The organism is Streptomyces sp. NBC_00582 (assembly GCF_036345155.1).
GTDB lineage: Bacteria > Actinomycetota > Actinomycetes > Streptomycetales > Streptomycetaceae > Streptomyces.
This window is the reverse complement of the sequence record NZ_CP107772.1, coordinates 9,138,257-9,161,229: the sequence shown is the minus strand read 5'-3', so window position 1 is coordinate 9,161,229 and position 22,973 is coordinate 9,138,257. Positions and strand designations below refer to the sequence as shown.

Annotated in this window: 16 protein-coding genes and 3 pseudogenes; 4 read left to right on the top strand and 15 right to left on the bottom strand. The window is 71.2% G+C overall.

Features of this window, described 5'->3' with window-relative positions; all coding sequences use genetic code 11:
• Positions 1-77: 77 nt before the first annotated feature.
• The 8 genes and pseudogenes from OG852_RS41485 to OG852_RS41450 all read right to left on the bottom strand — a co-directional run.
• Positions 78-478 (bottom strand): annotated as a pseudogene (locus OG852_RS41485) (transposase); the annotation flags it as partial.
• 143 nt (positions 479-621) lie between these two features.
• The gene (locus OG852_RS41480; RefSeq protein ID WP_330350570.1) at positions 622-1,293 is read right to left on the bottom strand and encodes a response regulator transcription factor; all 672 of its coding nucleotides are present in this window, start codon (positions 1,291-1,293) and stop codon (positions 622-624) included.
• Positions 1,290-2,627 (bottom strand): sensor histidine kinase, encoded by a 1,338-nt coding sequence (locus OG852_RS41475; protein WP_443064610.1) that lies wholly within the window; start codon positions 2,625-2,627, stop codon positions 1,290-1,292. The genes OG852_RS41480 and OG852_RS41475 overlap by 4 nt, the downstream gene beginning before the upstream one ends.
• A gap of 128 nt (positions 2,628-2,755) precedes the next feature.
• Entirely contained in the window at positions 2,756-4,903 is a 2,148-nt protein-coding gene (locus tag OG852_RS41470; protein ID WP_133912910.1) for an MMPL family transporter, read from the bottom strand.
• Positions 4,904-5,603: 700 nt separating this feature from the next.
• The gene (locus tag OG852_RS41465; RefSeq protein WP_330350569.1) at positions 5,604-7,724 is read right to left on the bottom strand and encodes a PQQ-dependent sugar dehydrogenase; all 2,121 of its coding nucleotides are present in this window, start codon (positions 7,722-7,724) and stop codon (positions 5,604-5,606) included.
• 43 nt (positions 7,725-7,767) lie between these two features.
• Complete coding sequence (locus OG852_RS41460; RefSeq protein ID WP_330350568.1) at positions 7,768-8,931, bottom strand: sugar phosphate isomerase/epimerase family protein; 1,164 nt, start codon at positions 8,929-8,931, stop codon at positions 7,768-7,770.
• A 54-nt stretch (positions 8,932-8,985) separates the two neighbouring features.
• A pseudogene (locus OG852_RS41455) lies at positions 8,986-9,517 on the bottom strand (alkaline phosphatase family protein); the annotation flags it as partial.
• A 110-nt stretch (positions 9,518-9,627) separates the two neighbouring features.
• A pseudogene (locus OG852_RS41450) lies at positions 9,628-9,918 on the bottom strand (EboA domain-containing protein); the annotation flags it as partial.
• A gap of 169 nt (positions 9,919-10,087) precedes the next feature.
• On the opposite strand from OG852_RS41450, the gene OG852_RS41445 reads away from it, so the two are divergent.
• Positions 10,088-10,984 carry an IS982 family transposase gene (locus OG852_RS41445; RefSeq protein ID WP_330346730.1) on the top strand — a complete coding sequence of 299 codons (897 nt, stop codon included), beginning with the start codon at positions 10,088-10,090 and terminating at the stop codon, positions 10,982-10,984.
• A gap of 20 nt (positions 10,985-11,004) precedes the next feature.
• On the opposite strand, the gene OG852_RS41440 is transcribed toward OG852_RS41445, so the two are convergent.
• The 6 genes from OG852_RS41440 to OG852_RS41415 all read right to left on the bottom strand — a co-directional run bounded on the left by OG852_RS41440 (position 11,005) and on the right by OG852_RS41415 (position 18,641).
• Positions 11,005-12,012 carry a sugar phosphate isomerase/epimerase family protein gene (locus OG852_RS41440; RefSeq protein WP_133917544.1) on the bottom strand — a complete coding sequence of 336 codons (1,008 nt, stop codon included), beginning with the start codon at positions 12,010-12,012 and terminating at the stop codon, positions 11,005-11,007.
• A gap of 31 nt (positions 12,013-12,043) precedes the next feature.
• A complete protein-coding gene (locus tag OG852_RS41435; protein WP_133917543.1) occupies positions 12,044-13,258 on the bottom strand; it encodes a Gfo/Idh/MocA family protein in 1,215 nt (404 codons plus the stop codon).
• A 67-nt stretch (positions 13,259-13,325) separates the two neighbouring features.
• Positions 13,326-14,372 carry a substrate-binding domain-containing protein gene (locus tag OG852_RS41430; protein WP_133917542.1) on the bottom strand — a complete coding sequence of 349 codons (1,047 nt, stop codon included), beginning with the start codon at positions 14,370-14,372 and terminating at the stop codon, positions 13,326-13,328.
• 78 nt (positions 14,373-14,450) lie between these two features.
• Positions 14,451-15,482, bottom strand: coding sequence for an ABC transporter permease (locus tag OG852_RS41425; RefSeq protein ID WP_330350567.1), 1,032 nt, complete (start codon positions 15,480-15,482; stop codon positions 14,451-14,453).
• Positions 15,479-17,002: a sugar ABC transporter ATP-binding protein gene (locus tag OG852_RS41420; protein ID WP_133917540.1), complete on the bottom strand. Its 1,524-nt coding sequence runs from the start codon at positions 17,000-17,002 to the stop codon at positions 15,479-15,481. Before OG852_RS41420 ends, OG852_RS41425 begins: the two co-directional genes overlap by 4 nt.
• Positions 17,003-17,459: 457 nt before the next feature.
• On the bottom strand, positions 17,460-18,641 hold the full coding sequence (locus OG852_RS41415; RefSeq protein ID WP_330351588.1) for an ROK family transcriptional regulator: 1,182 nt from the start codon (positions 18,639-18,641) through the stop codon (positions 17,460-17,462).
• 181 nt (positions 18,642-18,822) lie between these two features.
• Here OG852_RS41415 and OG852_RS41410 point away from each other — a divergent pair, with 181 nt between their 5' ends.
• Positions 18,823-20,049 (top strand): metallophosphoesterase, encoded by a 1,227-nt coding sequence (locus OG852_RS41410; RefSeq protein WP_330350566.1) that lies wholly within the window; start codon positions 18,823-18,825, stop codon positions 20,047-20,049.
• A gap of 291 nt (positions 20,050-20,340) precedes the next feature.
• On the opposite strand, the gene OG852_RS41405 is transcribed toward OG852_RS41410, so the two are convergent.
• The gene (locus OG852_RS41405; RefSeq protein ID WP_133917537.1) at positions 20,341-21,258 is read right to left on the bottom strand and encodes an EamA family transporter; all 918 of its coding nucleotides are present in this window, start codon (positions 21,256-21,258) and stop codon (positions 20,341-20,343) included.
• Between the two features lie 68 nt (positions 21,259-21,326).
• Here OG852_RS41405 and OG852_RS41400 point away from each other — a divergent pair, with 68 nt between their 5' ends.
• Positions 21,327-22,181, top strand: a complete 855-nt coding sequence (locus tag OG852_RS41400) for a LysR family transcriptional regulator (protein WP_330350565.1) — start codon at positions 21,327-21,329, stop codon at positions 22,179-22,181.
• Between the two features lie 213 nt (positions 22,182-22,394).
• Positions 22,395-22,928 (top strand): DinB family protein, encoded by a 534-nt coding sequence (locus OG852_RS41395; RefSeq protein ID WP_133917535.1) that lies wholly within the window; start codon positions 22,395-22,397, stop codon positions 22,926-22,928.
• Positions 22,929-22,973 lie beyond the last annotated feature (45 nt).

Below are 22,973 nucleotides of genomic sequence, written 5' to 3'. Positions count from 1 at the left end.
GTCTCGCCGCCCAGTTGAGCAGGGCAACCGGAGCGGATAGGGCAGGCGGGTGAGCGGCAAGCCGTCAGTGGCCCTGGCTATGTCTGAGCGCTCGACGCTTCCGGAGACAGAGCCATTGGCGCGAAGGCACGTTGTTCGTGGAAGAACTGCCGGGTCTTGAGGCAGTGATGGAGCTGGCCGAGGAAGCGGTTCACCAAGTGCCGTTGTGCGGCGGCGTGCCAGTCTCCGTGGTCGCGCCGGTGTCGGTAGTGAGCGTTGGCTCCGGGTGAGGCGGTGAGGGCGGCGAAGGCCCAGAGAAGCCGGCGTTGATGAGGCGGTTGTTCTTGACGTAGCGGCGGCCGACGAAACGCTTCTTGCCGGAGGCCCGGGTGATGGGCGCGGATCCGGCCTACGACTTCAGTGTCCGGGCGTCGGCGAACCGTGCCCGATCGTCGCCCAGCTCTGCGAGCACGCGGACACCCATGGGCCCCAGGCCGGGCCCACGGTTCCGGGCTGGGGAAGGTGCGTTGGTGGTAGAGCGCTCCGTTGCGCACCGAGGGACAGAGCAATGCCCGTGCAACCACGGGGAGTTGAGAAACCGTACAAGCGACCCCCGGAACGCAACCTGAACCCGCCCCGAACTCAGACAGTCCCAGGTATCACAAGCCCCGACTCGTACGCCACGATCACCAGTTGCGCCCGGTCCCGCGCCCCCAACTTGCCCATGATCCGGCTGACATGGGTCTTCGCGGTCAGCGGGCTGAGTCCCAACGCGTCGGCGATCTCGGGGTTGTTGAGACCGCGCGCGACCAGCGCGAGCACCTGCCGTTCCCGTTCGGACAGCACGCTCGGCCCGCCCAACGCGGATGTCGTCGCGGTGTTCGGCGCGCGCAGAAAGCGGGCGATCAGCCGCGAGGTGGGACCGGGCGAGAGGAGGGACTCCCCCGCGGCCACCGTCCTGATGGCGTCGAGGAGTTCGGCCGGCCTGATGTCCTTCACGAGGAAGCCGGACGCCCCGGCCCGCAGTGCCTCGACGATGTTCTCGTCGGTCTCGTACGTCGTCAGGACGAGCACCTTCACCCCCGCGAGATCCTCGTCGGCGGCGATGAGCCGGGTCGCCTCGATCCCGTCGAGGTCGGGCATGCGGATGTCCATCACGATGAGATCGGCCCGCGCGGACCGGGCCAGCGCCACGGCCTCCCGCCCGGTGCCCGCCTCGGCGACGACCTCCATGTCGCCGGCCGACGAGACGAGCATCGCGAAGGAGGCCCGTACGAGGTTCTGGTCGTCGGCCAGCAGTACGCGGATGGTCATCGAAGCTCGTCCTCCCGGGACAGCGGCAGTGTGGCGGTCACCTCGAAGCCCTCGGCGGGCCCTGGGCCGGCGTCCAGTGTGCCGCCCACGCTACGGGCCCGCTCCCGCATTCCGATGAGCCCGAACCCCGGCGTGCCGTCGGACGGGCCCACTCCGCCGCCCGTCCCGTCGTCCCTGACACTCACCCTCAGTGCGCCGTCCGCGGTCCACAGACCCACCCGCACGGTGAGGTTCTCGCGGCCACCGTGACGGACGGCGTTGGTGAGCGCCTCCTGCACGATCCGGTACGCGGCGGCGCCCACGGAGGGCGGGACGCCGTCCGCGCGGACGGACAGTTCGACCTTGGCCCCGGCCCCCCGGCCGGTCTCCGCGAGACCGGCCAGTCCGTCGATCCCGGGCAGCGGCCCCCGCATGTCCTCGGCCCCGGACACGGAACCGGCCCCCGCTCCCCGATCCACGCCCGCTCCCTCGGCCGTGTCCTGCGCCCGCAGCACCTCCAGCGTCGTACGCAGTTCCCCCCGGGCGGTCCGGCAGGTCCCCGCGATGTCGTCCAGTGCCTGGGCGACGGCTTTGCGGTCGAGGCGCTCGGGGTCGGCGGTGAGGACGTGGGCCGCCACGGACGTCTGCACGCCGATGAGCGTGATGCTGTGGGCGAGCAGGTCGTGCAGGTCACGGGCCATCCGCAGCCGTTCCTCGGCGACGCGGCGCCTGGCCTCCTCCTCCCGGGTGCGTTCGGCCCGCTCGGCCCGCTCGACGATGGAGGCGACGTACAAGCGGTAGTAGCGGACGGCGACACCGACGACCAGGACCGCGATGATCCAGCCGGAGATCTCCAGGGAGTCCAGCGCCTCGTCCTGGTCGGTGATGCCGTTGCTGATCACTGTCGAGCCGAGGACGGCGACACCGGTGAGCAGCGTGCGGTGTACGGCGCCGGTCGCCGCGACGGTGTAGAGCGCCAGGACGATCGCGGGCATGGGCAGGGCGGGGTTGTAGTCGAAGGCGTAGTACGGAGCCATGCAGGCCACCACCCCGAGCAGGGCCACCACCGGACGGCGGCGCCGCCATACGAGGGGCACGTGCCCGGCGAGCACCAGAGTCCAGCCGAGCGAGTCGGGCCGGATCCCTTCGCCGCCCGTCAGGGCGAAGGATGAGGCGAGCACGGCGACGCCCAGCGCGAGGACCGCGTCGTTGCGGGTGCGGTGCGGTGCGGTCAGCGGTTCGCGGTTGACGGCGGACATGATGCGCTCGACGCGACGGGACCGCCCGCCGCCACCGGCCGCCGTCTCCGCCGCCGACCGGTCGCGTACCCCTGTGGTCGTTCCCCGTTCTTCCACGGCTCCATCTTCCGGTACTCGTACGGGAACCCGGGCGCCTCTACGGAAGGAGAGGCACCTGGGCGGCCCCGCAGGATCAAGGTGCACGATCAGGGTGCTCGATCAGAGCGTTCGATCGAGGCCTTCGATCAGCGTGCTCCGGGTGCTCTGACGGTTTCCGGCTGCCGGGGCGGCTCGGCCGGTCCGCCCGGTCCGCGCGACCCGGCCGGTTCAGCCGGCCCGGGCTCCCGTGAGAGCACGCCCGGCCACCACACCTTCCGGCCCAGGGCGACGCTGGCGCTGGTCACCAGGTACGTCCGTACGAGGAAGGTGTCGAGCAGGACGCCGACGGCGATCACGAAGCCGAGCTGGACCAGCTGCACCAGGCCCATGTTCGTCAACACGGCGAAGGTCGCGGCGAGGACGAGTCCTGCGGAGGCGATGACGCCGCCGGTGGTGCGCAGTGCGGTGAGTGCCGCCGTGGCCGGTTCCGTTCCCGCCAGGGACTCCTCCCTCATCCGGTGCATGAGGAAGATGCCGTAGTCGACACCGAGGGCGACCAGGAACACGAAGGACAGCAGTCCGAGCCCTGGATCGGTGCCCTTGAGGCCGAGGAGCGGTTCGAAGACCAGTCCGCCGATCCCGAGGGAGGCGCCCCACACCGCGACGACCGCGACCACCAGGAGCAGCGGTGCGACCAGACTCCGCAGCAGCCCGATCAGGATGAGCATCACGGAGACGAGAACGAGCGGTACGACGATCTTCGTGTCCCGGGCGTTGGTGACCTCCAGGTCGATCTGCTGGGCGCTGTCCCCGCCGACGTAGGAGCCCTTCAGTTGGCCCCGCAGGGACTTGATGGTGGCGGTCTCCCCCGCCGACTGGGGTGCGCTCTTCGCGAAGACGGAGATCTCGGTCCAGCCGTCTCCCGTACGCCCCTTCTCCGCGCTGCCGACTCCCGGTGTGCCGCGGACGGTCGCGAGGGTCTCGTCGGCCCGGTCCTGCGGGGTGATCACGTCGATGGGCTGGCTGCCGCTCTCGGGAAAGGACTTGGCGAGGGTCTCCATCGCGACGACGGACTCCGGCTTCTTGACGAAGGAGTCCTCCTGCTTGAGCACTCCCGGCAGGTTGAGTGAGCCGAGGGCCAAGGCGCCGAGCAGTACGGCACCGCTCGCGAGTACGGTCAGCGGCCTGCGTCCGGCAGAGCTGCCCATCGCCGCGAACAGGCTCCGCCGCTGCTTGGGCGTGCTCCCGAAGGCGGGCACGAGCGGCCAGAACACCCGCCGTCCGACCAGTACGAGGATGGCGGGGAGCAGGGTCAGCATCGCGATCAGCGCGCACAGCACACCGACGGTGCCGAGCGGGCCCATGCCCTTGCTGCTGTTGAGGTCGGCGGCGAGCAGGCACAGCAGTCCGGCGGCGACGGTGCCGGAGGAGGCGAGCACGGCGGGCCCGCAGCCGCGCAGGGCGGCGACCATGGCCTCGTACGGTCGCTCGATGCGCCGCAGCTCCTCCCGGTAGCGCGCGACGAGCAGCAGCGCGTAGTCCGTGCCCGCCCCGAACACGAGGATCGTCATCACACCCGCACTCTGCCCCGTGACGGTCGTGCCGAAGGCCTGGTTGAGGCCGTAGGAGACACCCATCGACATGTAGTCGGCGATCCCGGCGACGACCAGGGGCACGAGCCACAGCACGGGGCTGCGGTAGATCAGGATCAGCAGTATGGCGACGACGGCGACGGTGGTGTAGAGCAGCGGTCCGCCGAGCGAGTCGTAGACCGCGCCGGAGTCGGTGCCCAGCGCGCCGGTGCCGCCCACATCGACGCTCAACCCGCCTTCGCCCTGGGCGACTTCGCGAACGTCGGTGACGAGCTGGTCCTGCTTCTCCTCGTCCGCCCCGGGCTCGTTGCTGGCGACCGGGTACATCAGGGTCGTGCCGTCCTTGGACGGAATCCCCTTCGGGGCGCCGCCGATCAGCTTGTGCTGCCCGGCGATCTCCGCGACCTGACCGGCGGCGGTCTTCCGGTCGGCGGCGCTGAGCCCGCCGTCCCGGTGGTAGACGAGCACCATCTCGGTGGTCTCGCCACCGGGCAACTTCTCCTCGATCTTCGCCGCTTGTGTCGAGTCAGCGCTCGCCGGCAGGTAGTCGGTGACCTTGTCGTGCTGCACGCTGCCGAGCTTCGCCGCGAACGGCCCGACGAGCGCGATCACCGCAATCCACAGCCCGAGCACCGCCCATGGAACGGCTCGCCCGCGCCCCGGCCCCAGCCTCGTCGTAGCGGTTTTCTCTCCGGCCCTCATTGACCGATCTCCTTCCGGGTGACGTCTGCTTCGGTCCCCAGACTTCCGGTCAGAACCACGGCTTTCGTCGGGCGGGAGGGCGAGGTGACGCGTACTGCCGGGGGCGACGGCGGCTGCGGATTACTCCCTGGGGAGTAAGCGGCGGACGGCACGCCGCCGCGGGAGGGACGCGGGGCTGTCTCGATCTTCGGCTACCGCCGCGTTGGGGGTCCCCCCGCTCGAGCGAAGCCGAGAGTGGGGGAGCGACCAGCCCTCACCGACCCGCAGCTATGGGCGCCATGGGGCAGGGCACCAACGCGCCGCCCATCAGGGCCGACCCGCAACGGGTGGCCCAGCGGCGGCGCCGCCCGCTGCGGGCGCTCGAGGCGTTCGCAGATGCCGCAGCAGGATCGAGGAGCGGACCTCGCCGCTGAGGCACGCCAAGGTCCCCCAAGCATCTACCCGGTGAAAGCCTCAGTGATCCGGACCAGGGACGGACCAACTCGGCTTCGGATCGGGCGATTCCATCCATTGCCGCAGGTCAGAAGCGGGTGAGATCGTGTACCACAAGCAGACGAAGAACCTGCTGGTGTCGTACTCGCCGAAGAAGCTGGGCTTCTTCTAGAGACACACGGAAGGGTGCCTGACCGGGGAAGTCTCCCGTCGGGCACCCTTCTCGGTCGCTGTCCGAAGCTGATCCCGGGTTGGACCGGTGTCTTGGTCAGTCCGCCGGTGTCAGCGCGACCTCGGCGCTGCCCGAGAGGGACGGCAGGCCGTCCGGAGGTGAGTCCTGGTAGGTGGCGTTGAAGACCGCCTTCAGGTTGTCCGAACCGGAGTGACCGCCGTCCAGGAAGGTCTGGAACGATCCGGAGCAGCCGTTGCTCGACGACAGCGGGTGGCCGTGCGCGTCATGGCCGAGGATGAAGGAGACGGTGACCTTCGAGCAGTCCACCGGCTGGTCGTCGGTGACGTAGACCTGCCAGGTGACCGTGTCCCCCCAGTGGAACGCCGTGCCGCCGTGCGGAGCCGGGTCGGTGGTGAGGGAGACGACCGGCGCCTTGTTGCCGACCACGACCGGAACGGACGCGGAAGCCGAGCGCCCGGTGCCGTCGGTGACCTTCAGCGTGGCGTCGAAGACGGCGTTGCTGGTGAAGGTGTGTCTCGGGTTCGCCTCCCTGGAGTCCACGGTGCCGTCGGCGTCGAAGTCCCAGGCGTAGCGCAGGGCGTCCCCGTCGGCGTCCTTCGTGCCGGCGCTGGAGAACCGGACCGTCAGCGGGCTGGTCCCGTTGAGCACGTCCGCGGCGACCTGGGGCTCGGGGGTGCGGTTGCCCCGCGTGAAGTCGATACGGGAGAGCTGCGCCTCGGGCAGCTCCGCGAAGTACCCGGTGCCGTACTCGAGGACGTACAGCGCGCCGTCCGGGCCGAACTCGGCGTCGATCGGACCGTCGGTCCTGATCGAGGGGATCGCGTCCTCGATCTTCCGGACCTCGTTCCCGCCGCCGAGGGTGAGGGCCTTCATCTGGTCGCGGGTCCACTCGTAGAAGAGCGGCTTGCCGTCGTAGTACCGGGGCCAGCGGTTCTCGGCCGTGTTGCGCTTGTCGTAGTGGTAGGCCGGGCCGCCCATGGGTCCGATGCCGCCCGTGCCGAGTTCGGGGAACGTCTCGGAGGCGCCGTAGCCGTAGACGATCTCCGCGTCCGTGACCGGGGGCAGCAGGCTGCGGCCCGTGTTGTGGCGTGAGTCGTTGACCGGCTTGGCGCAGTTGAACGCCCCGCTCGACTTCTGGGTGGCGAAGTCGTAGTCCTGGTACGGCAGGTCGCGGGTCACGCAGAACGGCCAGCCGTAGTTGGCGGGGCGGTCGACGACCATCCAGCGTCCCTGGCCGGCGGGGCCGCGGTCGGGGTCGGCGCTGTTGGCGTCGGGCGAGTAGTCGCCGACGTACAGCTCGCCGGTCCTGTCGTCGACGGCGAAGCGGAACGGGTTGCGCAGGCCCATGGCGTAGATCTCGGGGCGGGTCCGGGGGGTGCCCGGCGCGAAGAGGTTGCCCTTGGGGACGACGTATCCGCCGTTCCGTTCGACCCTGATGCGCAGGACCTTGCCGCGCAGGTCGTCGGTGTTGCCCGCGGTGCGGCGCGCGTCGTAGGCCGGGTTGCGGCCGGGGCGGTCGTCGAGCGGGGCGTAGCCGTCCGAGGCGAACGGATTGGAGTCGTCACCGGTCGACAGGAACAGGTTGCCCTTGCCGTCGAAGTCGATCTTGCCGCCGACATGGCAGCAGATGCCGCGGTCGGCCGGTACGTCGAGGATCTTCTGCTCGGTGGCGTAGGCGAGTTTGCCGCCCACGAGCTTGAACCGCGACAGCCGGGTGACCCCCCGGTACGCGGCGAATTCCTCCGCCGTGCCGAACTGCGGTGCGTCCCCCTCGTTGACTCCCGGGGTGGCCGGGTCGTCCATGGGGGTGTCGAGGCGGGGCGAGTAGTAGAGGTAGACCCAGTGGTTCTCGGCGAAGTCGGGGTCCACGGCGATGCCCTGCACGCCCTCCTCGTCGTGCTGGTAGAGCCCCGCGGGGCTCTTCTTCATGTCGGCGGCGAGGAAGTTCACACCGCTCTTGGGGTCGTGGATCCGGACCTCTCCGGTGCGCGCCGTGTGCAGCACGCGCCGGTCGGGCAGGACGGCGAGGGCCATGGGCTCGCCCGGGCGGTCGTTGAGGGTCACCTTCTGAAAGTCCGACGCGGCCGGCGGCACGGGAGCCGGTGGGGCGGCTTGCGCTGCGGGGAGAGGCAGGAGCCCGACGGCTCCGGCCAGCGCTGTCGCCCCCACGAGGGCGGCGATCCGTCTGTTGCGCACTCAGAACTCCTTCGCTCTGCGGGTGGAAGGGGGTGACGGGGCGTCAGTCGCAGGCGCGCAGGGCGGCGAGGTTGTCGTAGCCGACCCGGGCGAACTCCAGGGACTGGCCGGGCGCGCTCGTGCTCGGCGCGTTGTCCTGCTCGACCATCGGGTTGTGGTGGTTCTTCGCTCCCACCCGGGTGAAGAACGTCCGGTAGTCGATGTCGCCCGTGCCGAACGGCACCATGTCGTAGCCGAGGCCGCTCTGGAGGTTGACGACACCGTCCTTGGCGTGGAAGAGCGGGAAGCGGTGGGTGTTGCGGACCACCAGCGCGGCCGGGTCGAAGACGCGCTCGCGCGGTGAGCCGTCGTGGGCGGTGTACGTGTGGAACTTGTACCGGGCCACGTGCGCCCAGAAGACGTCCAGCTCCAGGTAGACGCTCTTGCGGTCGGTCAGGTTCAGGAAGTACTCCAGCTTCCTGATGCCGGAGCTGCGGGTCGGCCGGCCCTCGGCGTCGAGCGGGCCGCCGTCGAGCAGGAAGTCGTAGGCGCTGTCGTGGTTGTGGGTGTAGAGCTTGACGCCCTCACGGCGGGCGAGGGCGCCCAGGGTGTTCCACTTCTGGGCGGCGATGTCCCAGTCGGCCCGGTAGGGGGTGGTCGTGGGGTCGGCGCCGGTGCCCATGTGCTCCATGCCGAGGATGTTGGCGATCTCCAGCCAGCGCTTGAAGGTGTCCAGGTCGGACGGCGTCAGCGGCCAGGCCGGCGGGATGTAGCCATGGCTGCCCTGCGCCCGCAGGCCGTACGCGTCGAGCCAGGAGCGCATGAGCTTCGCGCCCCTGACGGTGCCCAGGTCGGCGCCGCCGGGCGCGTTGGCGTGCTGGCCGTAGCCCGCGAACTCGACCTGGCGGTAGCCGAAGCGCGACAGCTGCTTGAAGACCGCGCGGAAACCGGAGGGCAGGTCGGAGGCCAGCGGGTCGCGGCCGATCGCGTCACGGACGGTGTAGAGGATGATGCCGCGCTTGTGCGGCGGGACCAGAGCGGAACGGCCCCGGTCACCGCCGGAGGCTTCCGCTCTGTCCTGCGCCAGGGCGGGCGCGGCGCCGAAGACCGGGGCGGCGACCGCCGCGGCGGAGGCGGCGGTGCAGGTGCCGAGGAAACGACGGCGGCTCAGGCCGAGCGTGCGGCGCAGGGCGTCGCCGGTGACGGTTTCGTCGTTGAAAGCGGTCACAGTGGTTCTCTCTTTCGTTGTCACGGTGCTGCGGGTGTGGGAACGGCTGCCGCCTCAGGCGAGGCCTGCGAGCCGCAGGAGCAGGGGCTTCACCTCGGTGGCCGCTACGAGGCCGGACACTGCGCGGGGGGTGGAGACCAGGACGTCCGGTGCGGCGAGCGCGACCAGCTCCCCGGAACGCGGGTGGCCGAGTCCGTCGGCCTTCTTGCCGTCGTCGTCGAGGAGCTCGTCGATGCCCGGCAGGTCCTTGAGCGCCTCGCGGGTGGCTGCCAGGTCCTCGGTGCGGCGGACGTAGACGTGCGCGATCCGGTGGTCGGCGACGGCGAAGGCGCGGGACGTCGTCGGGTCCAGGTACTCCATGCCGTCCTGAGTGTGGACCTCGAGCAGTCCGGCCCGCCGCAGGGCGCGGTTGATGTCGACCGGACGGCTGACGCGGGTGATGCCGTACTCGGACAGGGCCACGACCGTACGGCCCTCGGCGCGCGCGTCGTCCAGCAACGGGCCGATGACGGTGTCGAGCTCGGCGGCGGCGCGGTGGGCGGGGATCGTCGGGGCCGAACCGCTGGAGGTCGTAGTCGTGTGCGGGTCGAAGAGACGCATCACAGCTCCTTGGGCTGTTCGCCCGTCAGGGTCAGCACACGACCGGAGATCGTGGGGGACGTCGCGGCCGGCGGCCGTCCGCTCGGCGGCCTGGTCGCCGAGCATGCGGGCCGGTTCGGCGTCGCCGGCCGCCCGCCGCGTCCAGTGCGCGACCGCAGCGAGGGGGACGCCGGTGAACAGGCACTTCAGAACGGCGTGGCGCCAGGCGTGCGGATCGAGTTGGGTGGCGGCGTACGGGCCGACGGCGGCGCGGACGAGGCCGGTGTCGTTGCTCCGCAGGGCGTCCGCGACGAGGTGGACGGCATGCGGTCCTTCGACCAGGGTCGGCAGCGCCCGGAGTATGGCGCGCCGTTCGGCGCCGCCGCCGTGCCGGTGGAGCCGGGTCAGGGTCTCGACCCCCGCCCGGCTGCTGGCGCTGACGACGTATCAGGGCAGCGCGGACCGGCCCGGCGGCTCTCGGTTCTCGGCGTCGGGGGAATTCAGCCGCGGTGGGCCCTAGACGAGTAGTTCCGAATGCGGGGTTCTCAGACGGAGGGAGGGTGTCCAACATCGGGTTGTGACGACCGATTTAGACACCCTCTTGACGGCACTGTACGTGCATGTCGATGACCGTTTGAAGACCCCGCGGTGGCGTGGACGTCCGCCGCGGCTGACCGATGCCGAGCTGGTGACCCTGGCGGTGGCCCAGGCCGTGCTGGGCTTCCACTGTGAGGCCCGCTGGCTGCGCTTCGCCCACGCCCACCTGCACGGGATGTTCCCGTACCTGCCCCAGCGCCCTGCCTACAACAAGCGGCTGCGAGCCGCTCTGCCCCTGGTCAAACGGGCCATCCGGTCGCTGGCCGCTGACACCGACCTATGGCTGGACGATGTGTGGATCGTGGACTCCACTCCGGTCGAGTGCGCACGCTCCCGCGAGACCGTCAAACGCTCCGACCTGGCCGGCTGGGCAGGCTACGGCTACTGCCGATCACACTCCCGCTTCTACTGGGGCCTGAAGCTGCATCTGGTGTGCACCCCGGCAGGCCTGCCCGTCGCCTGGGCCCTGGCCGACCCCAAGGTCGACGAACGGCAGGTCCTGGCCGCTCTGATCGACGACGAACCGCATCTGGCAGCTGCCCGGCCGGGGCTGCTGATCCTGGCGGACAAGGGGTACATCGCTGCCGAACTCGACCGCTTCCTCGCCGCTCGCGGCATCAGCCTGCTACGGCCGTCCTACCGCAACCGCGGCACCCCACACCCCGCAGAATCCCTGCTCAAGACGGTGCGGCAGCTGATCGAGTCGGTCAACGACACCCTCAAGGGCCAGCTCGACCTCGAACAGCACGGCGGCCGCACCATCGAGGGCGTCGGAGTCCGGGTGGCCCAGCGGATCCTGGCGATGACCTGCGCGATCTGGCACAACCGAACCATCGGCGCACCCATCACCCGGTCACTGATCGCCTACGACCACTGACCCACATCGGAACTACTCGTCTAGGTGTCGGCGCCTCCGAAGGCGGCGTCGAAGGACGCCGAAGGCGGGTCGAAGTCGAACCGCTTCAGGTGGGCGAGTGCTTCCGGCGCGCCTACGAGGCGGTCCATGCCGGCGTCCTCCCACTCCACGGAGATCGGCCCGTCGTAACCGATCGAACGCAGTATCCGGAACACGTCCTCCCAAGGGACGTCACCGTGCCCGGCGGAGACGAAGTCCCAGCCGCGGCGGGGGTCGCCCCAGGGCAGATGGGAGCCGAGCCGCCCGTTGCGCCCGTCCAGACGCCTACGGGCCTCCTTGCAGTCGACGTGGTAGATCCGGTCCCGGAAGTCGTAGAGGAAGCCGACCGGGTCCAGGTCCTGCCAGACGAAGTGGCTGGGGTCGAAGTTGAGCCCGAAGGCCGGCCGGTTGCCCACCGCCTCCATGGCCCGTGCGGTGGTCCAGTAGTCGTAGGCGATCTCGCTGGGATGGACCTCGTGGGCGAAGCGGACGCCCTCGGCGTCGAACACGTCCAGGATCGGGTTCCAGCGCTCCGCGAAGTCCTCGTAGCCGCGCTCGATCATGCGCTCCGGTACCGGCGGGAACATCGCCACCAGATGCCAGATCGACGATCCGGTGAAACCGACGACCGTGTCGACCCCGAAGGCGGCCGCGGCCCGCGCCGTGTCCTTGATCTCGGCCGCGGCGCGCCGCCGTACGCCCTCCGGCTCCCCGTCGCCCCAGATGCGGGCGGGCAGGATGCCCTGGTGCCGTTCGTCGATGGGGTGGTCGCAGACGGCCTGGCCGACGAGATGGTTGGAGATCGCCCAGCAGCGCAGGCCGTACTTGTCGAGCAGGGCGTGCCGACCGGCCAGGTAGGCGGGATCGGTCAGGGCCTTGTCCACTTCGAAGTGATCGCCCCAGCAGGCGAGTTCGAGGCCGTCGTAGCCGAAGTCGGCGGCCCGTCGGCAGACCTCCTCCAACGGCAGATCGGCCCACTGGCCGGTGAACAGGGTGAACGGGCGTGACATGGTGCCTCCCAACGGGGTTCCTGCCGGTTCCCTAACGGACTTCGGCCACGACGGCCTGGACGGGGGTGTAGACGGAGTTCTTCTGCGCGCTCTCCTCCACCGCGGCGAGCACCCGCTGCACCTGAAGACCGTCGGCGAACGACGGCAGCGGGTCGGTGCCCGACGCGATGGCCTCGACCAGGTCGCGGGCCTGGTGGGCGAAGGTGTGCTCGTAGCCGAGCACGTGGCCGGGCGGCCACCAGCCCTCCAGGTACGGGTGCTCGGCCTCGGTGACGACGATCCTGCGGAACCCCGCCGTGGCGGCCGGCTCCCGGTGGTCGAGGAAGTGCAGCTCGTTGAGGCGCTCGAGGTCGAAGGCGAGCGAACCGGACGCGCCGTTCACCTCCAGTCGCAGGGCGTTCTTGCGCCCCGAGGCCATCCGGGTCGCCTCGAACGTGGCGAGCGCGCCCGAGGCGAGCCGGCCGGTGAAGACGGCAGCGTCGTCCACCGTGACCGGACCGCGCCGGGTGTCGCCGGAAGCGGTCGGACCGGAGGAGGCGCCGTCGAGCCGGGGGCGTTCCTTGACGAAGGTCTCCAGCTGGGCGGAGACACCGACCAGCGGCTCTCCTGTCAGGTACTGCGCGAGGTCGACGATGTGCGCGCCGAGGTCGCCGAGCGCCCCCGATCCCGCGTGCTCCCGCCGCAGTCGCCAGGTCAGCGGGAAGTCGGGGTCGACCAGCCAGTCCTGGAGGTAGCCGACCCGCACGTGGCGCAGCGCGCCGAGCCTGCCGTCGGCGATGAGCCGGCGGGCGTAGGTGAGGGCGGGCACCCGCCGGTAGTTGAAGCCGACCATCGCCAACTGCCCGCGCGCGCGGGCCGCGTCGGCGGCGGCGACCATGGCCTCCGCCTCGGCGACCGAATTGGCCAGCGGCTTCTCGCACAGCACGTGCTTGCCCGCCTCCAGCGCCGCGATCGCGATCTCCGCATGGCTGTCGCCCGGTGTGCAGATGTCGACGAGGTGCACGTCGTCGCGGGCCACCAGGGCGCGCCAGTCGGTCTCCGCCGCGGCCCAGCCGTGCTTGTCGGCCGCCGCCCGCACGGCGAGCGCGTCGCGGCCGGCGATCGCGGCCAGGACCGGCCGCAGCGGCAGGTCGAACACGTGCCCGACGGTGCGCCACCCCTGTGAGTGCGCGGCACCCATGAACGCGTAGCCGACCATGCCCACACCGAGTGCCGGCGGTGCGGTCCGACCGTCCCTCTGTTCCATACGGATTCCTCCACGTCGGAGTGTCAGTGACTCGTCGCCGTGCGCGGGGGCACGCGGCCCGGACCGGTCAGCTGAAGCCGGTCGGCAGGTACTGGCCGACGTTGTCCTTGGTGACCACGGCCGAGTACAGCGTCAGCGAGGAGGGGATCTCGAACTCGGCGAGGCCGCCGACGCCCTTGCCCTGACCGAGCGCCCGGGCGAGGTCGATGGCGGAGGCGGCCATCGTCGGCGGGTACAGGACGGTCGCCTTGAGCACGCTGTTGTCGGCCTTGATGGCGTCCATCGCGGACTTGGCCCCCGCGCCGCCGACCATCAGGAAGTCGTCGCGACCGGCCTGGTCGATGGCGCGCAGCGCGCCCACGCCCTGGTCGTCGTCGTGGTTCCACAGCGCGTCGAACCCCGACTGGGCCTGCAGCAGTTGCGCCATCTTGGCCTGGCCGGACTCGACCGTGAAGTCGGCGGCCTGGCGGGCCACCTTCTTGACGTTGGGGTAGTTCTTCAGGGCGTCGTCGAAGCCCTTGGTGCGCTGCTGGGTGAGTTCGAGGTTGTCGAGGCCGGCGAGTTCGACGACCTTGGCGTTCGGCTTGTCCTTGAGCCGTTCGCCGATGTAGTGGCCGGCGTTGAGGCCCATGCCGTAGTTGTCGCCGCCGATCCAGCAGCGGTACGCCTGGGGGGAGGCGAAGACACGGTCCAGGTTGACGACGGGGATGCCAGCCTTCATGGCCTGGAGGCCGACCTGGGTGAGCGCCTTGCCGTCGGCCGGCAGGATCACCAGGACGTCGACCTTCTTGTTGATCAGCGTCTGGATCTGGCCGATCTGCTGGGCGATGTCGTTGGAGCCCTCGGTGATCTCCAGCGTGACGTCGGAGTACTTCTTGGCACGCGACTTGGCGTTGTCGTTGATGGCGTTGAGCCAGCCGTGGTCGGCCTGGGGGCCGGCGAAGCCGATGGTGACGGCCCTGCCCGGCTTGTCGTCCGCGACCGGGGCGTCGTCCGCGGCCTTTTCCTGCTTCGAGGGCTCATTGCTGGTGCAGGCCGTCAGCAGCGCGCCGGCGGAAACGGCCGCGGTGCCGAACAGCAGTGATCTGCGGCTGGTGGAGGGGATTCTTGCCATGGCGGATCGACCCTTCGACTGGGCGGTGCGCGTCGGATGGGGAGGGTGGGGGTGGGGTGGGGGTGCGGGACGGCGGTGTCAGGCGTCGCCGTGCGTCGACCGGCGCTGGACCAGGACGGCGGCGACGATGATGGCGCCCTTCGCGATCTGCTGGACGGCGGTCTCGAGGTTGTTCAGGGCGAAGATGTTGGTGATCGTGGTGAAGACCAGGACACCGAGGACGGAGCCGAGGATGGTGCCGCGGCCGCCGCTGAGCAGGGTGCCGCCGATGATGGCCGCGGCGATGGCGTCCAGCTCGTAGAGGTTGCCGTTGGTGTTCTGGCCCGATCCGGCGAGCACGATCAGCATGAACGCGGCGATACCGCAGCACAGTCCGGACAGCAGGTACAGGTACAGACGCTGGCGGCGTACGTCGATGCCGGCGAGGCGTGCCGCTTCCGCGTTGCCGCCGACGGCGACGGTGCGTCGCCCGAAGGTGGTGCGGTTGAGCAGCAGCCGGCCGATGACGGTGACCGCGGCGAAGATCAGAACGAGGGGCGGGATGCCGAGCACGTAGGAGTCCCTGGCACCGAGATCGAGCACGGACGTGACGGTGACGATCTGGGTGCTGCCGTCGGTGATCTGCAACGCCAGCCCGCGGGCGGAGGCGAGCATGGCCAGCGTCGCGATGAACGGCACCATCCTGCCGTAGGCGATCAGCAGACCGTTCACGAGGCCACAGCCCACACCGACGGTCACAGCGGTGAAGAGGATGCCCGCGAAGCCGAACTCCTGGGTGGCCACGGTCGTCGCCCACACCGAGGCGAGCGCCACGATCGCGCCGACCGACAGGTCGATCCCGCCGCTGGTGATGACGAACGTCATGCCGACGGTCACGACGCCGATCACGGACGCCTGGGTGAGGACGAGCTGAAGATTGCTCGTCGCGAGGAACGCGTCCGGTGCGGTGATCCCACCGACCGCGACGAGGACGGCGAGGACACCGAGCAGGGACAGGCTGCGCACGTCCCAGCGCAGCCCGAGTCGGCGCGAACTCCCCTGTCCTTCCGAGGACTTGGCGGCGGATGTCGGCGCTTCCTGCTGCGCGCCCGCAGTGGCCGGCTGCGTCATGGCGTCGGGCTCCCTTCCATCACAAGATCGAGTACACGGTGCTCGTCGAGCTCGCGGGCGTCCGCCGTGTGCACGACGCTGCCTTCCCGCAGGACCAGCACCCGGTCGGCGAGACCCAGCACCTCGGGCACCTCGCTGGACACGAGCAGTACGGCCAGGCCCTCGTCGGCCAGCCGCCGGATCACCGCGTAGAGCTCCGCCCGGGCGCCGATGTCGACGCCCCTGGTCGGCTCGTCCAGCAGCAGCACCTTGCAGCCCCTGAGCAGCCAGCGGGCGAGGACCGCCTTCTGCTGGTTGCCGCCGGACAGGGTCCTGATCGCGGCGTCGGGGTCGTCCGGCCGGAGGGACAGCTCCCGGACCGCCCGGTGTGCCACGGCCCGCTCGGTACGGCGGTCGAGCCAGCCCGCGCGGGCGAACCGGGACAGGGTGGAGACCGTGACGTTGCTGCTGACGGACTCCAGCATCAGCAGGGCCTGCGCCTTGCGTTCCTCGGGTGCGAGGCCGATGCCCGCGCGGACGGCGGCGCGGACACTTCCGGGGCGCAGGGGAGTGCCGTCGACGACGACACGGCCGCCGTCGGGCCTGCGCGCCCCGTAGACCGTCTCCAGGATCTCGCTGCGCCCCGACCCGACGAGCCCGGCCAGACCGACGATCTCACCGGGGCGCAGCTCCAGATCGACGGGCGCGAACTCCCCTCGCCGGGTCAGCCCTTCGACCCTCAGCACCGGTTCTCTCCCCGTGGCGAACCCGGCCTCGGGGCGTTCGGGGAAGACGTACTCCACCTTCCGCCCGGTCATCAGCGCCACGATCTCCTCGGTCGGCGTCGACTCGGCGGGCAGACCGCCGGCGACCGACCGGCCCTCCTTGAGGACCGTGACCCGCTCGCCGATGCGCCTGATCTCCTCGAGTCGGTGGGAGATGTAGACGACGGCGACACCGTCCGCCGTCAGATCGCCCACGATCCGGAAGAGGTTGTCCACCTCCTCGGGGTCGAGCGCCGCCGACGGCTCGTCCATCACGATCAACCGGACGTCGTGGGACAGCGCGCGGGCCATCGAGACGATCTGCTGCTGCGCCGCGGACAGATCGCCGACGAGCCGCTCGGGATCGATCTCCGCGTGCCCGAGGCGTCGCAGCAACCGGGCGGTCGCCGTGCGGGCGGCGGAGCCGCGCACGACGAACCCGACGGAGGTGGGTTCGTGCCCGAGGAAGACGTTCTCCGCGACCGACAGCCCCTCGATCAGATCGAGTTCCTGGTAGATGGTGGCGATGCCGAGACGCATGGCGGCGATCGGCGACCCCAGGGTCACGGGCGCGCCCCGCCAGGTGATCTCACCGCCGTCGGGCTGGTGGGCTCCGGCGAGCACTTTGATCAGCGTGGACTTGCCGGCCCCGTTCTGGCCGAGGAGGCAATGGACTTCCCCGGCCTGGACCTCGAGATCCACACCGTCCAGGGCGCGAACGCCCGGGAACGACTTGGTGATACCGGACATGGTGAGCAGGGGTGGTTGTGGTGCCATGAGGAATCCCCTCGGCGGGTGCGGGCCGTGAGCGGGCGGACCGGGCACGGTGTTCGGGTACCTGGCCGGGCACGGTGTTCGGGTACCGGGCGGGCACGGTGTTCGGGCACCTGGCCGGGCACGGTGTTCGGGCACCTGGCCGGGCACGGTGTTCGGGTACCTGGGCGGCTCTGGAGAGCCCCTGGCGTCGCGGGCGCCGGGGCGTATGGGCTGAGCGGGGCAGGGCGGGGGCACGGCAGGCCTGAGGGCCCGGCGGCCAGGAGGTGGGGGGAGCCGGCCGCCGAGGGGTCGTACGGTGGTTGCGGTGGCCCTATGGGGTGGTGCGGCGGCTCAACGAGGTCGCGGTGACACGTGGTAGTGGTGCGCCGGTGGGGTCGCAGGGACGCTTGGTCGTGGTGACGTCGTGGGGTTCCAGTGGCTCACGCGACGTTCCGTCGCCCCTGGGGTCGGGCAGACGTCAGGCCGGTGAGAAGACGTGGTCGCTGATGAGCCGGGCCGCGCCGATGACTCCGGCTGCCGGTCCCAACTCCCCCAGCACGATCGGCAGGTTGCGGGTGGCCAGCGGCAAGGACTGCCGGTACACCTGGGTCCGGACACTAGCGAGCAACGTGTGCCCGAGCCCGGTCACCCCGCCGCCGATCACCACCAGTCCAGGATTGAAGAAACTGACAAGCCCGGCGATGACCTGTCCCAGGCGCTTGCCGCCCTCCCGGATCAGCTCGAGAGCCACCGCGTCGCCCGCCGCCGCGGCAGCCGAGACGTCCTCGGCTGTCAGACGCCCGGTCGTCTCCAGCCGGGCGGCGAACTGCGCCGACCGGCCCTCACGGGCCGCCTGCTCCGCGTCTACGGCCAACGCGGCCCCGCTGAAGTGGGCCTCCAGGCAGCCGCGGTTGCCGCACGCGCACATGCGGCCTTCCGGCTCCACCTGGATATGACCGATGTCGCCGGCGCTGCCCGTCGTCCCACGGTAGACCTCGCCGCCGACGACGATGCCGCAGCCGATGCCGGTACCGATCTTGACGCACAGGAAGTCGCCCACGGAGCGCGCGACGCCCGCGTGCTGCTCCCCCATCGCCATCAGGTTCACGTCGTTGTCGACCATGACCGGGCAGCCCAGTTCCTGGCTGAGCGCCTCCCGGACCGGGAAGCCGTCCCAGCCCGGCATGATCGGCGGCGCGACCGGTACGCCCTCGGGGAAGCGGACCGGACCCGGGACGCCGATTCCGGCGCCGTCGAAGCCCTCCGCGACACCGGAGGCCTTCAGCTTGGCAGCCATCGACAGCACCTGCTCGAAGACCGCCACCGGACCCTCCCGGACGTCCATGGGCTGGTTCAGATGCCCCAGGACCTCCAACTCCGCGTTGGTCACGGCGACATCGACCGATGTGGCACCGATGTCGACGCCGAGGAAACGCAGCGTCGGCGCCAGCCGGATGTTGTGCGAGCGCCGACCGCCCCGGGAGGGGGCCAGCCCGTCCGCGACCACCAGCCCGGTCTCCAGCAGCCGGTCCACCTCGACTGCCAGCTTCGAACGGGACAGGTCCACCAGATCGCCCAGGCGGGCACGGGAGTGGGACCCGTTGTCACGCAGGAGACGAAGCAGCCGCGCCTGATGCGCGTTCTCAGGTCGAGCGGTCATCCGTCGCACGATCCCTCCTCTCTCCGCCGACTGCGTCGTCAGGCTGTGGAGGAACGTAACAACGATTTTCCAGCCTGTGAAGTAGTTACGCATGAGTAGGGTGTCACTTTTTCCACGCACAGGACAAAGTCCGTGACGGGATACAGTGCGCGAGAGGGCAGCCAGGTCAGGGAGGGGAAGCGTGACCGACACCAGCGACACCCGGCCCGCCGAGGGTGAGGCGCAAGCGCCGCGGCAGCGCCGACTGCGCCGCCTGATGCGCTGGATCCCTCTGCTCGCCCCCGTCCTTCTGTGGGCCGTGCCCTGCTGGGTGCTCCTGTACGGCGGCCAGCACTGGCCGCTGCCCGTCACGCCGGCCGGCACCGCCCTGTTCGTCCTCGGCCTCGTCGGTATGCCGCTCGCGATGGTGCGCGGCCACGGCCGGCGCCAGCAGGACCGGGCGGCGATCGTGGGTGACACGCTGCTGGGCGCCATCTGGGTTCTGTTCACCTGGTCGGTGCTGCTCGGCGTCCTCCTGCGGCTCGCCCTGACCGTGGCAGGCGTCGGCGAGAGCCAGGACCGGGCCCGCATCGTCACCTGGGCCGTCCTCGGCGTCACCGCCGTCCTGCTCGTCTGGGGGTACGCCGAGGCCCGCCGCGTACCACGCGTGCGCCGACTCGACGTGCCGCTCCCGCGACTGGGTGCCGGGTTGGACGGCACGCGCGTCGTCCTCGTCACCGACACCCACTACGGCCCACTCGATCGTGCCCGCTGGTCGGCACGGGTGTGCGAGACGGTGAACACCCTGGACGCCGACCTGGTCTGCCACACCGGCGACATCGCGGACGGCACGGCCGAACGCCGTCGCGCCCAGGCCGTCCCCCTCGGTACCGTGCGGGCCACCCGGGCCCGCGTCTACGTCACCGGCAACCACGAGTACTACAGCGAGGCCCAGGGCTGGGTCGACCTGATGGACGAACTCGGCTGGGAGCCGCTGCGCAATCGCCATCTGCTGCTCGAACGCGGAGGCGACACCCTCGTGGTCGCCGGCGTGGACGACGTCACCGCCGAGTCCTCCGGCCTGGAGGGCCACCGCGCCCACCTCGCCGGAGCCCTGGACGGCGCGGACCCCGACCTCCCCGTCCTGCTCCTGGCCCACCAGCCCACGTTCGTCGACCGGGCGGCAGCCGCCGGCATCGACCTCCAGCTCTCCGGCCACACCCACGGCGGCCAGATCTGGCCCTTCCACCATCTGGTCCGCCTCGACCAGCCCGCCCTCGCCGGCCTCAGCCACCACGGCCCCCGCACCCTCCTCTACACCAGCCGCGGCACCGGCTTCTGGGGCCCGCCGTTCCGCGTCTTCGCCCCCAGCGAGATCACCCTGCTCACACTCCGCTCCCCGCACGCACCCGCCTCGCCACAGGCTTGAGCGGCCCGACGGACGGCCCTGCCGGGGCCGATCCGGCAGTTCCACGACACCCGTGAAGGTCGCGTCCCGCCGGGACAAAGCACCGGTCGTCTTCGGCGGCGGATCAGGCCGCCGTCGACGAGGTGGAGCCGGCCGGTGATGAAGGAGGCCTCGTCACAGGCGAGGAACGCGATCAGGCGGCCTCCTCGGTAGGCGCCGAGGACGACGTCCAGGGCCGCGCCTCGGCGCGCCGACTGCGGCATGTGCCGGGGCGAAGCCGGCCTCGACCGGTTCGCCGTCCCCCCGGGCAGCTCAGCCCTTCTTCCGGCTGAGCATGCTGCAGGCGTTGGCGGCGACGACGGCCCCGATGGCCGCCCACTCCAGGCCGCCCAGGCTCTGCCCGAGGCCGATCCACCCGACGAGGGCGGCGAGGAGGGGGTTGACGCTCATGAAGAGACCGAAGGCCCGGGCGGGCACGCGGCGCAGGGTGAGCAGGTCCGCGAGGTACGGCACCGCCGAGGAGAGCACACCGGCGGCGACGGCGTAGCCGACGGCGGCCGCGGTCGGCGGATGACGGAGGGCGGCAAGGGCTCCGACGGGCAGGAACAACACGGCGGACACGAGGGAGGCGGCGGCGGAGCCCTGGGCGCCGGGTACGCGGTCGCCGACCGTGCGGTTGAGCAGGATGTACGACGCCCAGCAGCAGGCGGCGAGCAGGCCCGGGCCCAGGCCGAGGTAGTCGGTCGAGGGCTGCGGGCGCATGAGCGTGACCGCGCCCGCCGCGGCGATCAGCGCACAGCACGCGTCGATCCTTCGGCGCGCCCCGGCCAGGGCGATCGTCAGCGGACCCAGGAACTCGAGGGTCACCGCCAGGCCCAGTCCGACCCGGTCGATGGCGGTGTACAGGGACAGGTTCATCGTCCCGAACACCACGGCCAGCGCCAGCACCGGACGCCACTGGGACCAGGTGAAGCTCCTGAGGCGGGGGCGGCCGACGGCCAGGAGGGCGATCGCGGCGACGTACTGGCGGACCGCGACGACACCGACGGGCCCGAGCACGGGGAAGGCCAGGGAACCGAGGGCGGCGCCGGTCTGGTTGGACAGGCCGCTGCCGATCATGGTGGCCACACCGGCGAGTCGTCCTCCGGGCGGCTTCGGCGCGGAGGACGGCGAGAAGACGGGCACGGCGGGACGCCGTGGGGGTGTGGCAGATGCGGAGGCTGCGCGCATGTCCCGATCGTGTGCCTCAGTGGCGCATGCACAAAATGCGTTCGCCGCCTGGTCCATACGCTTGAGTCATGGATGTGGAGCTTCGGCACCTGCGCTGCCTCGTCGCGATCGTCGACGAGGGCACCTTCACCGACGCGGCCATCGCGCTGGGCGTCTCCCAGGCGGCCGTGTCCCGGACCCTGGCGTCGCTCGAACGGAGCCTGGGAGTGAGGCTGTTGCGACGCACCTCCCGCGAGGTCACGCCGACGGCGACCGGACTACGGGTGGTGGCGCACGCTCGGCGGGTGCTCGGCGAGGTGGCCGACCTGGTCCGGGAGGCCACCTCGGGCCACACCAGCCTCCGCGTCGGCTACGCCTGGTCCGCGCTCGGCCGCCACACGGCGGCCTTCCAGCGCCGCTGGGTCCAGGAACACCCCGGGACGGATCTGCGCCTGGTGCGGGTCAACACCGCGACCGCCGGTCTCGCGGAGGGCAGCTGCGACCTGGCGGTGGTGCGCCGGCCGCTGGACGACCGCCGGTTCGACTCGGCCATCGTCGGTCTGGAGCGGCGGCTCGCCGCTCTGTCCGCCGAGGACGACCTGGCCGCGCACCGCTCCCTGCGGCTGGCCGATCTGGCCGAGCGCACCCTGCTGATCGACCGCCGTACCGGTACCACGACCCCCGAGCTGTGGCCGCCGGACGCCCGCCCGGCGACCGAGGAGATCCACGATGTCGACGACTGGCTCACCGTGATCTCCGCCGGCCGCCGCGTCGGCATGACCGCCGAGTCCACCGCCTACCAGTATCCGAGGCCCGGCGTCGTCTACGTCCCGGTGCGCGACGCCGAGCCGGTCGCCGTACGGCTGGCCTGGTGGCGGGACGACCCGCACCCCGCCACACCGGCCGCGATCGAGCTGCTCACCGCCCTCTACCGGGCCGGGTGACCGACTGCCGGATGACCGACTGCCGTATTTCGGCGCGTCGGCGCCCCAGTACCGCCTGTGCCGCTCGCGCTCCGGCCGCGAGGGCGCCTTCGACGTGGCCGGCGTGGCGGGGCGCCGTTTCGCCCCCTACCCGATCCCGCGATCACTGCCTACCTTGGCAGGCACGCCGCGGCGCCTGCCGTATGCCCACCCCCGAAGCAGACAGGCCGAGTCATGCACGACCTCACAGCGCTGCTGCACGAGTACGACCGTGCCCGCGCCTACACCGACGACCTCTGGAGAGACCTCACCCCGGACGAGGTGACCTGGCGCCCGCACGAGGACTCCAGCGCCATCGGCTGGCACCTCGGGCACCAGGCCCACGTGGCCCACTTCATGGTCCGCAACCTCACCGCGGCCGAGCCCAGCCCCGACCCCGGACTGGACGGGCTCATGGACTCGGCGAACCCGGAGAAGTTCCGCGGCGCCCTGCCCACCGTCGAACGGCTCACCGCCTTCCGCGACACCGTCGCCGAGCGCGTCCACGCCCGGATCGGCGCCATCGCCTCCGGCGACGTCGGGGCCCCCGGCCAGCTCGCCGTCGTCGGAAACCTGCTGCTGACCGCGCTGATCAACCACGAGTACCAGCACGACCAGTGGATCAGCGAGGTCCGCGCCGGCGACCTCGGCCACGCGCTGCCGCCCGACCCCGCCTCCGACCGGCTCAGCCGCATCGACGGCTACCTCGTCCTCACCCCCTACGCCTGACCTCCGGGACAGGAGCACCACCACCGGGACCGTGTCCGGCGCGGA

Excerpts from the sequence above, each read along its gene's own strand:
- OG852_RS41480 (WP_330350570.1), bottom strand. The coding sequence starts at position 1,293 with ATGACCATCCGCGTACTGCTGGCCGACGACCAGAACCTCGTACGGGCC.
- OG852_RS41400 (WP_330350565.1), top strand. The coding sequence starts at position 21,327 with ATGGATGTGGAGCTTCGGCACCTGCGCTGCCTCGTCGCGATCGTCGAC.
- OG852_RS41405 (WP_133917537.1), bottom strand. The coding sequence starts at position 21,258 with ATGCGCGCAGCCTCCGCATCTGCCACACCCCCACGGCGTCCCGCCGTG.
- OG852_RS41435 (WP_133917543.1), bottom strand. The coding sequence starts at position 13,258 with ATGGAACAGAGGGACGGTCGGACCGCACCGCCGGCACTCGGTGTGGGC.
- OG852_RS41470 (WP_133912910.1), bottom strand. The coding sequence starts at position 4,903 with ATGAGGGCCGGAGAGAAAACCGCTACGACGAGGCTGGGGCCGGGGCGC.
- OG852_RS41430 (WP_133917542.1), bottom strand. The coding sequence starts at position 14,372 with ATGGCAAGAATCCCCTCCACCAGCCGCAGATCACTGCTGTTCGGCACC.
- OG852_RS41440 (WP_133917544.1), bottom strand. The coding sequence starts at position 12,012 with ATGTCACGCCCGTTCACCCTGTTCACCGGCCAGTGGGCCGATCTGCCG.
- OG852_RS41420 (WP_133917540.1), bottom strand. The coding sequence starts at position 17,002 with ATGGCACCACAACCACCCCTGCTCACCATGTCCGGTATCACCAAGTCG.
- OG852_RS41415 (WP_330351588.1), bottom strand. The coding sequence starts at position 18,641 with ATGACCGCTCGACCTGAGAACGCGCATCAGGCGCGGCTGCTTCGTCTC.
- OG852_RS41425 (WP_330350567.1), bottom strand. The coding sequence starts at position 15,482 with ATGACGCAGCCGGCCACTGCGGGCGCGCAGCAGGAAGCGCCGACATCC.
- OG852_RS41395 (WP_133917535.1), top strand. The coding sequence starts at position 22,395 with ATGCACGACCTCACAGCGCTGCTGCACGAGTACGACCGTGCCCGCGCC.